Origin of the sequence: Veillonella parvula (assembly GCF_032472435.1) — a bacterium.
Lineage (GTDB): Bacteria > Bacillota > Negativicutes > Veillonellales > Veillonellaceae > Veillonella > Veillonella parvula_N.
Map to the genome: position 1 here is coordinate 313,546 of NZ_JAWEGM010000001.1, position 15,301 is coordinate 328,846.

A 15,301-nucleotide genomic window follows, 5' to 3' on the forward strand; every position below is an offset into this window, starting at 1 on the left:
GTTAACCATGTAGTAAAATTATGCATAAAAGGTCATGAATGGTTATCATTCATGACCTTTCTTTTTAAATGTATTGAGGTGTTATGGCAAAAGCAAAATCTGTATTCTTTTGTCAAAATTGTGGGGCTGAATCCTCTAAGTGGATGGGCCGTTGCCCACAATGTGGAGAATGGAATACATTAGTTGAAGAAATAATTAAAGAAACTAAACATAGTCGAACACCTTCTCGAGGTGTTGGAAATCAAACGGCGAAGCCTACCGCCTTGCCAGATATCGAAATTTCTTCTATTGCACGCGTATCTACAACCTTTGGTGAAATTGATCGTGTATTAGGTGGTGGCATAGTGCCTGGTGCTCTAATGCTTTTAGGTGGTGATCCTGGTATTGGTAAATCTACTCTGTTACTACAAGTATCTCAGAAGGTAGCCGATACAGTAGGAGCAGTTCTTTATGCATCTGGTGAAGAGTCTCAGTTACAACTTAAACTTAGAGCAGAACGACTGCATATTAATAGTGAACGGTTACAAGTTATTGCAGATACTGATCTAGATCATATATTGGAGCAAGCTGAAGCAATGACTCCTTCCTTACTAGTCATTGACTCTATACAAACTATGTATACTGGAGATATAGATGCTGCGCCAGGCAGTGTTAGTCAAGTTCGTGAATGCACATCTCGCCTACTTCGCTTCTGTAAAGAACGAAATATACCTACTGTAATCATTGGTCATGTAACAAAGGAAGGCAATATTGCAGGGCCTCGTATGTTAGAGCATATGGTAGATGTAGTGCTTTACTTTGAAGGGGAGCGTTCTTATCAATTCCGTATATTACGGTCCATTAAAAACCGTTTTGGTTCTACATCAGAAACAGGCATTTTTGCCATGGTAGAGGAAGGGTTACAGGAATTGTCCAATCCATCTGCTTCTCTCTTGGCAGAGCGTTCCGATGAAGAAAGTGGCAGTGCTGTTATGATTTACCTTGAAGGGGTTCGGCCCATCTTAGTAGAGGTACAAAGCTTGGTCGTTACTACGGCCTTTGGTATGCCTAGACGTACGGCGATTGGTTATGATCTTAACCGATTAATTGTATTATTAGCAGTCTTAGAAAAACGCTGTGGCTTTACATTAGGCAATAAAGACGTGTATGTAAATGTCATCGGTGGTCTCAAGGTAAATGAACCTGCTTGTGATTTATCTATGGCGGTTGCCATTGTGTCAAATCTGAAAAATCGAATCGTTCCAACAGATATGGTAATTTTAGGTGAAGTAGGCTTAACTGGTAATGTTCGCAGTATTCCTCGCATTGAACAGCGTATAAATGAAGCCAAGAAATTAGGCTTTAAAAAGTTTATTATTCCTGAAGGCAACTATAAACAAATCAAGGACAATGATAGTTCTATCAAAATTAGAGGCGTCAAATCTATACAAGAGGCGATGCAACTCGTATTTTCATAATTAGGAGGTGATTTCATGATTTATCGGATTTTACGCTATGTAATAGCCATTTTAGTAGGTACAGCCGCCTACGTGGGAATGGATAGCTTAGCACCTATTATTGACCCATATTTGGTTTCTCAATTTGAATCTTTTGGGGACATGTCGTTAACAATTGCACGTATTGCAGTATTAATCGTAGGTACTCTATTAGGCCTTGTTATTGGTTATCTGATTTCATCATTTATTCTGAAACAAGGTTTAGTAATTGCTAAAAGATTAGAGCGTATTCTTACTCATATTCCAAATCAAGAGTTGATTGCAGGCACCATCGGTTTATTATTCGGCCTTATTATTGCAAATCTAATTGGTGTTGCATTCAATCAAGTACCTATTATAGGACCTTATATTCCTATAATTTTGAGTGCTATTTTTGGATATAGTGGACTTAAAATCATGGCTCGTAAAGGCCCCGAAATGTACAATAATTACGTACAACAATGGGGAGGAGATAGCACTAAAAAAACAAGTCGTTTTAAAATGTTTTCAACTCATAAATTAGATAAATCCTCTGGTACGCCAAAATTACTAGATACTTCAGTTATCATTGACGGTCGTATCAAAGAACTATGTGCTACGGGCTTCATTGAAGGCCCTCTTATGGTGCCACTATTTGTATTAAATGAGTTACAGGTAATTTCTGATTCTGCGGATGCTACGAAACGCAACCGTGGCCGACGTGGCCTTGATATTTTGAAGGATATGCAAGATGCCAATAAGGTAGCTATAGAAGTTGTTGAAGATGATTATGATGATCTTGTAGAGGTTGATTCAAAACTTATGCGACTTGCTTTAGATAAGCAATGGAAATTGATGACTAATGACTTTAACTTGAATAAGGTGGCTCGTGTACAAGGTATTGAAGTGCTTAATCTCAATGAATTGGCAAATGTATTAAAACCTGCTCTAATCGCTGGAGAATGGATTCGCGTTCAAGTCATGAAAGAAGGTAAGGAAGTACACCAAGGTGTGGCTTATCTCGACGATGGCACGATGATTGTCGTAGAGGATGGTAAGCCTTATGTTGGTCAAAATGTAGAGGTTATGGTTACATCCATATTACAAACGAGTGCAGGACGGATGATTTTTGCTCGTGTAGATGGAGGACAAAATGGGCAAGGCAATTAGTTGTATCGTTCTCGCTGCAGGTGCTGGTCGCCGTATGGGATACAAAGAAAATAAGATATTTATTCCTTTAGGGGGACATTCTATTATTCAACGTACCATACAAAATGTAGAAAAGATTGAAGGTTTAAAAGAAATTATTCTTGTTGTAGCTGAAGGCGAACAAGAATATATGTATAACCATATTCAAGGGTTGGATTTGCATATTCCTGTAAAGATAGTGCTTGGTGGAAGAGAACGTCAAGATTCTGTGGCATATGGGCTCAAAGCTGTATCAGAAGATAGTAATATTGTGCTAGTTCATGATGGAGCGCGTCCATTAGCATCAACGAAACTATTTGATTCTGTTGTTAGAGCCACAATAGAATATGGAGCTGCTACTGTAGGTGTCCCTGCTACAGATACGATTAAACGAGTTGATACAGAGCATACTGTAATAGAAACATTAAAACGCAGTGAATTATACCAAATTCAAACGCCACAAGGCTTTCAAAAAGATCTATTTAAAGAGGCCCATCAAAAGGCTTATGATGAAAAATATTTAGGCACTGATGATGTGTCCCTCGTCGAGTATTTAGGTAAGCCTGTACATATAGTAAGTGGAGACTATTGTAATATTAAGGTGACCACACCTAATGATATTGCAGTAGCAAAACGATATTTAGGAATTGAGGATAAGCGTATGCGCGTTGGATTTGGTTATGATATTCATCAATTAAAAGCAGAACGTCCTTGTATCTTAGGTGGTGTTCATATCGAGTCTGACCTTGGCCCTGATGGTCACTCCGATGCAGATGTTCTCATTCATGCATTGATGGATGCCATGCTAGGTGCCGCTGGTTTACGGGATATTGGATACTATTTTCCACCTGAAGACGACCAGTATAAAGGGATTTCTAGCATGCTTTTACTAGAAAAAGTAAATTTCTTATTGAAAGAACGTGGGTTACAAGCCTATAATATTGATATTATGGTTATTTCTGAGACACCTAAATTAAAACCTCACATCGATATGATGAAGTCTAATTTACAGTCTATATTAGAGATACCATTAGATCGCATTAGTATTAAAGCGACAACAAATGAAATGCTAGGGGCTATTGGTCGCCGCGAAGGCATTGCTGCACAAGCTGTCGTTTCTGTATATGAAGGAGAGATTTAATCATGAGTTCCATGAAAGTTCGTTTTGCTCCAAGCCCTACGGGTCCATTCCATATTGGTGGTGCTCGTTCTGCTTTATTTAACTGGTTATTAGCACGTAAGGAAAAAGGCACATTTGTATTGCGCATTGAAGATACAGATTTAGCTCGTTCTACACGTGAAAGTGAAGAGAATATTAAAGCTTCCTTACAATGGCTTGGCATGAACTGGGATGAAGGCATTGATGTAGGTGGTAATAATGGTCCTTACCGTCAAACAGAACGTCTTGATTTATATAAAGAAGTAACACAACGTTTATTAGATGAAGGTAAAGCTTATGAGTGTTATTGCACACCTGAAGAGTTAGATGCGGTGCGTCAAGATCAAATGGATCGTGGGGAAACACCAAAATACAACGGTCATTGTGAACACTTAGATGAAGAGACAAAGGCTAAATACATTGCTGAAGGTCGTAAACCTACAATTCGTTTGCGTGTACCGTTGAATAAAACATACGCTTTTGATGATATGGTACGTGGGCATGTATCCTTTGAGTCCAATGGTGTAGGTGACTTCGTTATCGTTAAATCCGATGGTATTCCTGTATATAACTTTGCCGTAGTAATGGATGATCATATGATGGGTATCACTCATGTTATTCGTGCAGAGGAACATTTATCCAATACACCTCGTCAAATGGCTATTTATGAAGCTTTAGGTTGGGAGGTTCCTAAGTTTGGTCATATTTCCTTGATTCTTGGTAAAGACTACAAGAAAATGTCTAAACGTCATGGAGCTACCTCTGTTGAACAATACAAACAATTAGGGTACTTGCCAGAAGCACTTGTAAACTTCTTGGCACTTCTTGGTTGGGCTCCTGAAGGTGAAGAAGAATTCTTCACACAAGATGAATTAATTCAGGCTTTTTCTATGGATCGGGTAGCGAAAAATCCTGCTGTGTTTGATATTGATAAGTTGAATCATATAAATTTCCACTACATGAAGAATTTGAGTGATGAAGAGTTATTCCACCTTTGTTTACCGCATTTGAAAGAGGTTGGTTTAGCTCCAGATAGTTTGAATCAAGCTGATATTGATTGGTTGACATTATTATGCTCTACATTCCGTGATCATATTAGCTATGGTGCTCAAATCAAAGATCATGTAGGCTTGTTTATGGGTGAAACAGTATTCCTTGAAGAGGGGCATGAAGAAGAATTGCGTGCTGTATTGAATGAAGAAACAGCTCCAACAGTTCTCGGCGCTTTCCGGAATGCATTGGCTGAACTTGATGAAATTACACCTGAAGTTGTAAAAGCAACAATCAAGGCCGTAATGAAAGAAACCTCTTTAAAAGGTAAATTCGTATTTATGCCAATCCGTGTAGCTTTAACAGGTCAAATGCATGGTCCGGATTTGAATAATATTGTTACATTACTTGGTAAAGAAAAGTGCTTACATCGTTTAGATAATGTAGGTGCATTAACAAAATAAATTTGATCAATTAATCAAAGGAGTTCACGTAACAGGTGTTATGTGAACTCCTTTTGTATATGTTGTTAATATTCTATAGAAATGCTATAATAATCGGCGTATTAAATTTTGATTTATTATGAAAGCGAGTGTTTTTATGAGTGTTATTCGTTCTATTAATCACTTATTCAATAGTTATCTATCCTGGATAGTACTATTGATGGCTGTTTTAGCATATATGCTACCTGCAGTATTTTCTTGGATGACTCCATATATTGCTTACATGCTACAGTTTGTTATGTTTGCGATGGGGTTAACATTAACGGCTCAAGTCTTTATTGATGTATTTAAGCAACCAATGAAGGTTATTCTTGTATCCGTAATCCAATTCTTATGGATGCCATTGGCAGGTTTCTTAGTAGCCTTAGCATTTAATTTTCCTCCAGAAGTTGGGATTGGTTTTATCTTGTTGGGTGCATGTCCTGGTGGTACTGCTTCTAATGTAATGACCTTCCTTGCAAATGGTAATGTTCCCTTATCCGTATCAGCAACAACTGTATCCACATTATTGGCACCTATTTTAACGCCTTTATTTGTCGTATTATATGCAGGTGCAACATCTTCTATTGAAATTCAATTTATGCCAATGTTTATATCCATTGTAAAAATCGTGTTAGTACCAATTATTTTGGGGATTGTATTGAATTACTTTATTGGCGCAAAAATTGAACCTGTAAAATCTGTATGTCCAACCATTGCAGCTATCGCGGTATTGCTTATCTTGGCAGCTGTAACTGCAGTTAACCAAAAGCAAATTGCCGAAACTGGTTTCATTATTTTTGTAGCGTGTTTAGTACAAAATTTGAGTGGTTATGTTGTGACATACTTTATATGTAAAGCTCTCAGTATTGATGTGTCTTCTCGTCGTGCTATGCAAATCGAAGTGGCTATGCAAAATTCTGCATTATCCGTATCTTTAGCACTAAAACACTTTACACCACAAGCTGCGGTAGCAGGTGCAGTATTCTCCATCATTCATAACTTTACAGGATCTATTTTTGCAGGTATTTGCCGTAAACATGATGATCAAGATAAATTAGAAAATGCTTAATATTAATTGATTTGATGTAATGACATTATTATTACTTGTGTGCTATAAAAGCTATTGTTATGAATGATAATAGTAATTTAATATTCTAATTATATATCCTCATCTTTCTAATTAAGCTATTTAAAATACCTATGTATGATATGTGAATAGCTGCCTATGAAAGATGGGGATCTTTCTTGTAAATATTGACATTCTATAGCTTTATTGGTAAAATATTTTTATATATGAATATAGATTATTTTAATAGCTGAGACTGAAAGAAGTACTCTACAACTAACTTTTTAGCGAGAACCGATGGTGGGAGGGTTCATGGATAGGTAGATGAAATGCATTCACGAGCTGACACTCCGATTATAGGTAGGTTTGTCCGGCGACGCACCGTTATGCGATGAGTGGGTATCGCTATTGGTACCTAACAGAGTGGAACCGCGGACCATCGTCTCTGTATGAGATGAGAGGTCTTTTTTATTTTACAAAATTGGAGGCATCGGTAACGATGAGAGAAATTACTGTTTATAATACTATGACGCGCCAAAAAGAGGTTTTTAATCCTGTAACACCAGGTGAGGCAAAAATGTACGTATGTGGTGTCACACCATACAATCATCCTCATATTGGCAATGCTCGTCCTTTCGTGACTTGGGACGTAATTCGTCGCTATATGAAACATGTAGGCTATAAAGTAACATATGTACAAAACTTTACTGATGTGGATGATAAAATCATCAACACTTCTAATGGTGAAGGTGTCTCTTGGGATACCATTGCAAACCGTTATATCGATAGTTATTTTGAAGTAATGGATGCGTTAGGTGTACAACGTGCAGACATTTATCCACGTGTATCTACACATATTGATGATATCATTGCTATGATTCAAACATTGATTGACAAGGGCTACGCCTATGAACTCGATGGCGATGTATATTATAGTGTGGAGAAATTTGAACATTACGGTGAGTTATCTGGTCGTACATTAGACGATATGGAAGCAGGCGCACGTATTGAAGTAGATGGTCGTAAGAAGAATCCTATGGACTTTGCTTTGTGGAAAGCAGCAAAACCTGGTGAACCTTATTGGGAAAGCCCATGGGGGAATGGTCGTCCAGGGTGGCACATTGAATGTTCTGCTATGAGCCAAAAATATTTAGGCACAGAATTTGACTTCCACGGTGGTGGTAGCGATTTGATTTTCCCTCATCATGAAAATGAAATTGCTCAATCAGAAGGTTGCTCTGGCCAACATCCAGCAGTGCGATACTGGTTGCACAATGGTTTTATCACTATTAACTCTGAAAAAATGTCTAAGTCCTTGAATAATTTCTTCTTGGTAAAAGATATTTTAGAACAATATAGTCCTGATGCATTGCGATACTTCTTATTGAGCACGCATTACCGTAGTCCATTAGACTTCTCTGATGAGCGTCTAGAAGAAGCTAATAAATCTTTGGAACGGTTAAGCACAGCTATTGAAAACCTTCTTTACCTTGAAAAATGTGAGCCAGGCTCATGTGATGAAGCTCAACGCTTATTAGAAAAAGCGAAAGCATACGAAGAAGAATTTGAGGATGCTATGAGTGATGATTTCAACACTGCTCTAGCAACTTCTAGTATGTTCGGTCTTGCAAAAGAAATTAATATCTACTATCAAGCTGTAACAAGTAGAGAAGGCGTTGTTTGCCAAGAGGCAATTGCTGAAGTGAAACGAATCTTCAAATTTATGACAGATGTTATTGGTGTTCTAGAAAAAGCTTGGGAAGGGAATACGGGTGCTAATGCTGCTGAATATGAAGAATTAATGCAAGTTATTCTTTCTGTACGTCAAGCTTGTCGCGAGCAAAAACAATGGGCATTAGCTGATTGTATCCGTGATCGATTAGCTGAGATTGGTATTACCATTGAGGACTCTCCTCAAGGTGCACGGTGGAAAAAACGTGAAGTTTAAACAATTTCAATTCTTAAAGAATGAAGCGATAAAGAAACTAACGGCTCTTGAAGAAGAGCCGCTTCGTTTGCGCAAACGAACAATAGAGGAGTGCCTAAGTGCCGATGCAGTAATGCTAGCTTATATCGGTGATGCAGTATACTCCATGTATGTGCGCGAACGCGTAGTACAAATGAATATTACAAAAGTACAGATCTTACATACTATCGTTACTGAATTTATTTGTGCTAAATCACAGGCAAAAGTATTGCTAGAAATAGAAAATACTTTCACAGAAGATGAACAAGCTATTGCTCGCCGTGCTAGAAATAGTAATGTAAACGTGCCTAAAAGTAGTACTGTTCAAGAATATCGCAGTAGTACGGCCTTTGAAGCAGTGCTAGGATTTCTTTATGAAACGCGCCAAGAAGAGCGCTTACAGGATATCTTGGGGCAAGCCTTTTCTATAACTCTACGAGGTATGTAGCATGGATAATTATATTGTAGGTCGCAATGCGGTTAAAGAAGCCCTTAAAAGTGGCCGTTCTATTCAACGTATTCTGGTCAGTGAAGATAAGGTAAAAACAGGGTTAGCTGATATTGTAGGTCTTGCTAAATCTCAAGGAATTGAAGTTAGACCAACACCAGTTAAACAGATGAATAAGTACGATTTGGAGGTACCACATCAAGGGGTTATAGCTCTTGTATCGGCCGTTCAATTTAAAGAATTGGGAGAGGTATTACAAGAAACGACACATGAGGTTCCTTTACTCATCTTAACGGATGGGGTTGAAGACCCACATAATATGGGAGCTATCATTCGTACTGCTGAATGTGCGGGAGCTACGGCTGTACTCATCCCTAAACGACATAATGCGCCTATAAATGCTACTGTTGCGAAGACATCTGCTGGAGCTATTGAACAAATTCCACTTGTACAAGTTGGCAATGTAGCGCAAACCATTAAACAACTTCAAAAACAAGGCTTTTGGGTAATGGGGGCTCATATGGAAGGTGATCGTACCTTGTATGAAGCTGATATGACAATCCCTACGGTTATCGTCATTGGTAATGAAGGTAAAGGGATTAGTCGCGTTGTAAAAGAAGCTTGTGATTTCCTTGTAACAATTCCTATGTATGGAAATTTGAATTCTTTGAATGCATCTGTTGCAGCTGCAGTTCTTATGTATGAGGCGGTACGTCAACGCCAGGCGAAATAATCATGCTAAAAGATATCTTAATTGTAGACGGCTATAATGTTATTTTTGCTTGGACTCATTTGAAAAAATTGGCTCATGAGTCCTTAGAACACGCGAGAATCGAGCTTCGAGATAGATTGTTGAACTATGGTAAATTTAAGGGTTACGAAGTAATCCTTGTATTTGATGGTAAGTATACAAAATCTGGAGGTTCCATTGAATCTATTACAAGTGGATTTATCGAAGTGTATACTGAGGATGGAGAAACGGCGGATTCCTTTATTGAACGAGAGGTATTTTTACGTAAAGGCAAATATACTAATGTATATGTTGTAACCTCCGATGGGGCAGAACAGAATCAAATTTTAGGCTCTGGCGGGTTGCGTATTCCTGCTCGTGAGTTGCAAAATATGATTCATATTGCTAAGGAAGAAGAACGACTTCAATATGCTCATGAACATAGACGTGATCAATTCTCAGTGCGTCGTAATGAAGTGGGAGGTTTATTATCTCCCGAAGTTGCTGAAAAGCTCGAGAAATTGCGTCGAGGTCATTGATAGTTGAAAATCATATACCGTTCCAGTATAATAAATATATTGGTTTTTCTCGCTCAATTGTAAGGAGGAGCTTATGAAAATGATTCATACACGCAAGTCCGATTACAATTTCAAGGAAATGACCGATGAGCAAGTTGTGGTCATAGCTCAGGAAGAGCAAAATGAGTTTGCAATCGATTATATTGTTAATAAATATAAGAACTTTGTAAGAGCTAAGGCTCGCTCCTATTTTTTGGTAGGTGCTGACCGAGAGGATATCATCCAAGAAGGGATGATTGGACTCTATAAGGCGACGCGAGATTTTAAACATGATAAATTAGCGTCTTTTAGAGCCTTTGCAGAACTTTGTATAACTAGACAAATTATTACAGCTATTAAATCGGCTACAAGACAAAAACATGCGCCTTTGAACTCCTATATATCCTTAAATAAACCGGTGTATACAGAGGACTCTGAGCGTACATTGATTGAAATGCTATCTTCAACAAAGATTACAAATCCTGAAGACCTCATTATCAGTCAAGAGGAACTAGATGATATTGAGCACAATATTGGTCATATTTTAAGTGATCTCGAATGGGAAGTCTTGGAAGGATACCTTGATGGACGTTCCTATCAAGAAATGGCTGAGGTCACAGATCGTAGTGTTAAATCTATTGATAATGCGCTACAAAGGGTAAAACGTAAATTAGAGAAGTATTTAGAACATCGTGTATTGGGCTCGCATCGAGCATCACAGGAAGGATGACAGTCGTGACAAATTTCTTAATGATTGTAGAAGTAATCGTATCTATTTTATTAATTGTAGTAGTTGTTGCACAAAATAGCAAAAATGCAGGCATGGGCGGTGCTGTTTCTGGTGCGGCAGACTCTTCTTTTGGTGGTAAGCAACGCGGTTTAGATGCTTTCTTATCTAAATGTACGATTATATTGGGGATTATCTTTGCTGTGTTGAGCTTAGTGTTAGGGGCAATGATTAATCAATTCTAATGATAAAAGCCTGCTTTGCAGGCTTTTTCTTTTTTCATCCTAATAAGGGGGTGCAGACTTGAAGAAGAAGGTATTGGACTTTTATAAATCTATACAACCACATGCATACCATATTGAGGATGCAGCAATGGATAATCGTATTCGAGGTGGCAAAGATCTTGAAATGTTTATTCGATCTGCGAAAATGCTCGCCCGTGAAGGCGTATTAACTTCATCTCGACCAGATGTATACCGATATGAAGATCAACAGCATGAAGAATATGAAGGTATCTACAAAGGATATCGTAAATCTTATGGATTTGTTATTATGCTGGATGATGAAGATATTTATGTAGCAGAACAAAATAAAGGAACTGCTATGCATAATGATAAGGTACGTGTTCGTATTGTACCATCAGATTATACAAAGCATAAACGTGAAGGCATCATCGTTGATGTTATTGAGCGTGCTAATGAAACCATAGTTGGTACTTACGACAGACAACAACACTTCGGCTTTGTTGTACCAGATGATGAACGTATTGGAACAGATATTTTTGTAGATTTAAAAGATACTTTAGATGCTCGGAGTGGAGCTAAGGTACTAGTAAAAATTACAAAATGGCCTGAAGGCAATAAAAAACCTGAAGGAATTATAACAGAAATTTTAGGCTATAAGGGAGATGTAGGCCTAGACATTAACTGTATTATGGCTAATCATAAGATTCCTTTTGCATTCCCTAAAGAGGTAATTGAGGCAAGTGAGAAGATAGATACTATTGTTCATGAAGATCTGAAGCGGTGGGATCTTAGAGACTTACAAATGGTAACTATCGATGGAGAAGATGCAAAAGATCTTGATGATGCTGTAAGTGGTCGTAAATTACCAAATGGTAATTATGAGCTAGGCGTACACATTGCGGATGTTAGTCATTATGTTACTTCAGGCCAGCCTATTGATAATGAAGCATACAAGCGGGGGACTTCAGTTTACTTAGTGGACCGCGTAGTACCAATGTTACCAGAGGTATTATCGAATGGTATTTGTAGTTTAAATGCCCACGAAGATCGCTATGCTATGACGTGTATGATGGAAATTGATGATTCAGGTACAGTTGTTAATTATCGTATTCGTCCATCTATTATCCATGTAGGCCGACGTTGTAGTTATAAAGAAGTTTATAAAGCGTTAGAGGAAAACATTATTCCTGACGATTTAGTAGATTTTATTCCTATGCTTCGTGACTTAGCAGAAATTTCTAAGATTTTAAATCGTATGCGTCGTCGTAGAGGGGCATTAGACTTTGATTTTCCGGAATATAAAGTATTACTTGATCTCGATGGTACACCGTTGCGTATCGTAAAACGCGATCGAACTATGGCAGAGCGACTTATCGAAGAATGTATGCTCATTGCTAATGAGACGGTAGCTACGCATTTAAAGGATACTCAACGTACATCGGTATATCGTATTCATGAACATCCTAGTGAAGAAAAATTGGATTTATTCCAAAAGGTATTACATTATTTAGGTCAAAATCTTGTCCTTAGTGCTGATGGTGTAACACCACGAGATTTCCAAAAAATCCTTGATGTAGTGAAGGGACAAGATATTGAGCAAGTGGCTCAAATTATGACCTTACGTTCTATGCAGCAAGCGAAATATAGCATTGAAAACGTCGGCCATTTTGGGTTAGCATCCACTTGCTATACGCATTTTACATCTCCCATTAGACGTTATCCGGATTTGATGGTACATCGACTTTTAAAAGCGGATATGCACTGGAAGGGTGGATACTCTAAACGAGATGTAGATGAAGCTTTCTTAGCTGGTGCTGTGGAACATTCTTCCATACAAGAACAAGTGGCAACCGAGGCAGAACGAGAAACTACTGATCTAAAGAAGACTCAATACATGGTTCCATTTGTAGGCGAAGTTTTTGAAGGCACTATTGCGAGCATAACCTCCTTTGGCATGTTCGTAGAGTTAGAGAATGGTATCGACGGTCTCGTGCATATTAGCATGATGAACGACGATTATTATTTCTTTGACGAAGAACATTTTGTTCTTGTTGGTAAGCGGACAGGTAAAACCTATCACTTAGGTGAAAAGGTTACTGTTACACTTGTAAAAGCCGATGTAGAAAAGAAACAAATCGATTTTGTTCTTGGTGAAGTAGATAATCTGATGGCTATCCAAGAACAATTGAGTAGTGGCTCTGACTATGCTACTAGTCGTGATAGTTTTGGAAATCTAAAGGGGCGAAAGTCATCCCGAAAAAACGGTAGAAAAACTTCTAAACGAGATGATTCAAAAGCTGGGCGTTCTAGATATGATGCTTTCAGTAAAAAATCTAAAAAAGGTAAATCGAGTCGCAAGAAGTCAAATAAAGCTACAAAACGTAGTCAATCTAAAAAATCTAAAAGTAAACGTAAACGATAGAGGGGAATATGGCAAAGAAATCTAGCCCATCGCTTATTGCTGACAATCGTAAGGCGCGTCATGATTTTCATATTCATGAAACCTATGAAGCTGGTATTGCTTTAACAGGAACTGAAATAAAGTCTATTCGTCAAGGTAAGCTTAATCTTAAGGACAGCTTTTGTCGTATAGATAAAGGGGAAATTTTGTTGTATGGTGTACATATCAGTCCGTATGAACAAGGTAATCGTTTTAACCATGAACCGGAGCGGACACGCAAGTTGTTGATGCATAAATCTGAAATCAATAAGTTACATGCTCAAGTTAAGGAAAAAGGATTTTCTTTAGTGCCGCTAAACTTTCATTTTAGTCACGGTTATGTAAAGGTTACTGTAGGTTTAGTAACTGGTAAGAAACTTTATGACAAGCGTCAAGATATGGCGGAACGTGATGCCAAGCGCGATATTGCTAAGCGAATCAAAGAACAACAAAAATATTAAGAATCATAAGGAATCAAGTCGATATGGCTTGGTTCTTTTTTTGTATATTTGTTAACTGTATTATTTTTAGTGGTTGATAAAAATACAGTGAGAATTTATAATGTAAACAATAAGAGGTGTTTGTAGTTGACATTTTCTAAGTAGAGGAGATACATTATGAATCAGAACATTCGGTACATTACAGAGGTTGCTATTTTAACTGCCATGATTACTGTATTAGGGGCTATTAAAATACCTAATGTCATTCCAGGTATAGAGTTTCAATTATCAGCCCCGTTGGCGGTAGCGATATGTGCCGTATTCGGATTTAAAAAGTATATTATAAGTGGTTGTTTATCTAGTTTAATAGGATTAGCATTAGGTACTCAAACCATTTTAAATGTTATGATTGCTATGCAATTCCGGCTCATTGTGGGACTAATTCTTTGGATGTGCCATAATCACATGATAGGTATTATGGTTTCTGGTCCAATTGCATCTGCTTTAGCGCGATTATCTTTGTCTTTATACGTTGGTAAGGCTGCATTACCGATGATAGCTCTCGCAGTTCCAGGTATGATCTTTACAGTAATTATGGCACCAGTATTTGTGAAAGTATTCCATAAAATTCACAACCAAGTACCTCAAAGTAATGTAGTTAAAGGTAAGGTATCATAATGGACGAATTATATAGTGTGCGTATGCGCGCGGCTCAAGGTGGTCCCCATGAAAACGGGGGCCACCATATTTCTGGCGCAGAACGCATTGTGACCTTAAATCAAGTTGGAGCTATCGCTCAGTCTTTAGCCGAACGAGCGCTGCATCATAGTAAGGGGACAGCTGATTTTATTAATATTACAGTGGACTTGATTACTTCAGAAACAATTACATATATAGAATGCTTAAAAGTAAATGAACATTTTGCTAATACTGTTGCTGAGGCGCATCAATTAGCTGTTGAACTTTTACAGGGCGCTGATATTACTGAAACTGCTGTTAAACATGCTATTTTACTATTAGAAGGTTTGGATTCATCTATGCGAGGTGCTATGTTGGTTGACGCAATTTCTGGTGAGCGCATAGATTCTGGTAACCGTGGTGTTCGCGTGAGTCATATGGATTCATTTGATTCGGAAAAACTAGGGAAAAATGAACATATGAGAGAGGCCTTAGTATTGGCTTCTAAAGTGCAATCTGCAGAGGGGATTGTAGGTGAATTATGTTGGTCTGATGATCCAGATTACACAATAGGCTACGTCGCTTGTAATGGTGTTTACCATCGCATCCCTAATATGAAGGGAATTGGATCTAATTTAGGGGGACGTGTATTTTTTGTTAAGCCGAATATTGATTTGGAAGGCGTAATTGAGTACTTGGAAAAAGAACCTGTACTTGTTCAGTGGTGA

The 15,301-nt window shown here is 38.0% G+C and carries 15 protein-coding genes and 1 other annotated feature; all 15 genes read left to right on the forward strand.

The genetic code is table 11. From position 1 onward, the window contains the following. Positions 1–83 precede the first annotated feature (83 nt). The 15 genes from radA to E7A03_RS01530 all read left to right on the forward strand — a co-directional run bounded on the left by radA (position 84) and on the right by E7A03_RS01530 (position 15,301). Positions 84–1,457 (forward strand): DNA repair protein RadA, encoded by a 1,374-nt coding sequence (gene radA / locus E7A03_RS01460; protein WP_278471622.1) that lies wholly within the window; start codon positions 84–86, stop codon positions 1,455–1,457. Positions 1,458–1,472: 15 nt separating this feature from the next. Beyond that, complete coding sequence (locus E7A03_RS01465) at positions 1,473–2,624, forward strand: PIN/TRAM domain-containing protein (protein WP_316073605.1); 1,152 nt, start codon at positions 1,473–1,475, stop codon at positions 2,622–2,624. After that, the gene (ispD, locus tag E7A03_RS01470; RefSeq protein ID WP_155086195.1) at positions 2,608–3,783 is read left to right on the forward strand and encodes a 2-C-methyl-D-erythritol 4-phosphate cytidylyltransferase; all 1,176 of its coding nucleotides are present in this window, start codon (positions 2,608–2,610) and stop codon (positions 3,781–3,783) included. The genes E7A03_RS01465 and ispD overlap by 17 nt, the downstream gene beginning before the upstream one ends. A gap of 2 nt (positions 3,784–3,785) precedes the next feature. Further along, positions 3,786–5,255: a glutamate--tRNA ligase gene (gene gltX / locus E7A03_RS01475; protein ID WP_008714033.1), complete on the forward strand. Its 1,470-nt coding sequence runs from the start codon at positions 3,786–3,788 to the stop codon at positions 5,253–5,255. A 118-nt stretch (positions 5,256–5,373) separates the two neighbouring features. After that, the gene (locus tag E7A03_RS01480; RefSeq protein ID WP_008601073.1) at positions 5,374–6,345 is read left to right on the forward strand and encodes a bile acid:sodium symporter family protein; all 972 of its coding nucleotides are present in this window, start codon (positions 5,374–5,376) and stop codon (positions 6,343–6,345) included. A gap of 240 nt (positions 6,346–6,585) precedes the next feature. After that, positions 6,586–6,792, forward strand: a binding site (T-box leader). A gap of 49 nt (positions 6,793–6,841) precedes the next feature. Next, complete coding sequence (gene cysS / locus E7A03_RS01485) at positions 6,842–8,290, forward strand: cysteine--tRNA ligase (protein WP_004696001.1); 1,449 nt, start codon at positions 6,842–6,844, stop codon at positions 8,288–8,290. Continuing rightward, the gene (locus E7A03_RS01490; protein ID WP_021148211.1) at positions 8,280–8,756 is read left to right on the forward strand and encodes a Mini-ribonuclease 3; all 477 of its coding nucleotides are present in this window, start codon (positions 8,280–8,282) and stop codon (positions 8,754–8,756) included. Before cysS ends, E7A03_RS01490 begins: the two co-directional genes overlap by 11 nt. 1 nt (position 8,757) lies before the next feature. Then, positions 8,758–9,489: a 23S rRNA (guanosine(2251)-2'-O)-methyltransferase RlmB gene (rlmB, locus tag E7A03_RS01495; RefSeq protein WP_021148210.1), complete on the forward strand. Its 732-nt coding sequence runs from the start codon at positions 8,758–8,760 to the stop codon at positions 9,487–9,489. A 2-nt stretch (positions 9,490–9,491) separates the two neighbouring features. Continuing rightward, a complete protein-coding gene (locus E7A03_RS01500; RefSeq protein ID WP_316058372.1) occupies positions 9,492–10,025 on the forward strand; it encodes an NYN domain-containing protein in 534 nt (177 codons plus the stop codon). 73 nt (positions 10,026–10,098) lie between these two features. Continuing rightward, the gene (gene sigH, locus E7A03_RS01505; RefSeq protein ID WP_004695993.1) at positions 10,099–10,773 is read left to right on the forward strand and encodes an RNA polymerase sporulation sigma factor SigH; all 675 of its coding nucleotides are present in this window, start codon (positions 10,099–10,101) and stop codon (positions 10,771–10,773) included. 5 nt (positions 10,774–10,778) lie between these two features. Further along, positions 10,779–11,015 carry a preprotein translocase subunit SecG gene (gene secG, locus E7A03_RS01510; RefSeq protein ID WP_004695991.1) on the forward strand — a complete coding sequence of 79 codons (237 nt, stop codon included), beginning with the start codon at positions 10,779–10,781 and terminating at the stop codon, positions 11,013–11,015. A 58-nt stretch (positions 11,016–11,073) separates the two neighbouring features. Next, positions 11,074–13,437 carry a ribonuclease R gene (gene rnr / locus E7A03_RS01515; protein WP_021148208.1) on the forward strand — a complete coding sequence of 788 codons (2,364 nt, stop codon included), beginning with the start codon at positions 11,074–11,076 and terminating at the stop codon, positions 13,435–13,437. A gap of 8 nt (positions 13,438–13,445) precedes the next feature. Then, positions 13,446–13,916: an SsrA-binding protein SmpB gene (gene smpB, locus E7A03_RS01520; RefSeq protein ID WP_004695987.1), complete on the forward strand. Its 471-nt coding sequence runs from the start codon at positions 13,446–13,448 to the stop codon at positions 13,914–13,916. Between the two features lie 156 nt (positions 13,917–14,072). After that, a complete protein-coding gene (locus E7A03_RS01525; RefSeq protein ID WP_012864432.1) occupies positions 14,073–14,573 on the forward strand; it encodes a hypothetical protein in 501 nt (166 codons plus the stop codon). Then, entirely contained in the window at positions 14,573–15,301 is a 729-nt protein-coding gene (locus tag E7A03_RS01530) for a 6-carboxyhexanoate--CoA ligase (RefSeq protein WP_287509954.1), read from the forward strand. Before E7A03_RS01525 ends, E7A03_RS01530 begins: the two co-directional genes overlap by 1 nt.

Excerpts from the sequence above, each read along its gene's own strand:
- ispD (WP_155086195.1), top strand. The coding sequence starts at position 2,608 with ATGGGCAAGGCAATTAGTTGTATCGTTCTCGCTGCAGGTGCTGGTCGC.
- E7A03_RS01480 (WP_008601073.1), top strand. The coding sequence starts at position 5,374 with ATGAAAGCGAGTGTTTTTATGAGTGTTATTCGTTCTATTAATCACTTA.
- E7A03_RS01465 (WP_316073605.1), top strand. The coding sequence starts at position 1,473 with ATGATTTATCGGATTTTACGCTATGTAATAGCCATTTTAGTAGGTACA.
- sigH (WP_004695993.1), top strand. The coding sequence starts at position 10,099 with ATGAAAATGATTCATACACGCAAGTCCGATTACAATTTCAAGGAAATG.
- gltX (WP_008714033.1), top strand. The coding sequence starts at position 3,786 with ATGAGTTCCATGAAAGTTCGTTTTGCTCCAAGCCCTACGGGTCCATTC.
- radA (WP_278471622.1), top strand. The coding sequence starts at position 84 with ATGGCAAAAGCAAAATCTGTATTCTTTTGTCAAAATTGTGGGGCTGAA.
- rlmB (WP_021148210.1), top strand. The coding sequence starts at position 8,758 with ATGGATAATTATATTGTAGGTCGCAATGCGGTTAAAGAAGCCCTTAAA.
- E7A03_RS01525 (WP_012864432.1), top strand. The coding sequence starts at position 14,073 with ATGAATCAGAACATTCGGTACATTACAGAGGTTGCTATTTTAACTGCC.
- E7A03_RS01530 (WP_287509954.1), top strand. The coding sequence starts at position 14,573 with ATGGACGAATTATATAGTGTGCGTATGCGCGCGGCTCAAGGTGGTCCC.
- E7A03_RS01500 (WP_316058372.1), top strand. The coding sequence starts at position 9,492 with ATGCTAAAAGATATCTTAATTGTAGACGGCTATAATGTTATTTTTGCT.
- smpB (WP_004695987.1), top strand. The coding sequence starts at position 13,446 with ATGGCAAAGAAATCTAGCCCATCGCTTATTGCTGACAATCGTAAGGCG.
- cysS (WP_004696001.1), top strand. The coding sequence starts at position 6,842 with ATGAGAGAAATTACTGTTTATAATACTATGACGCGCCAAAAAGAGGTT.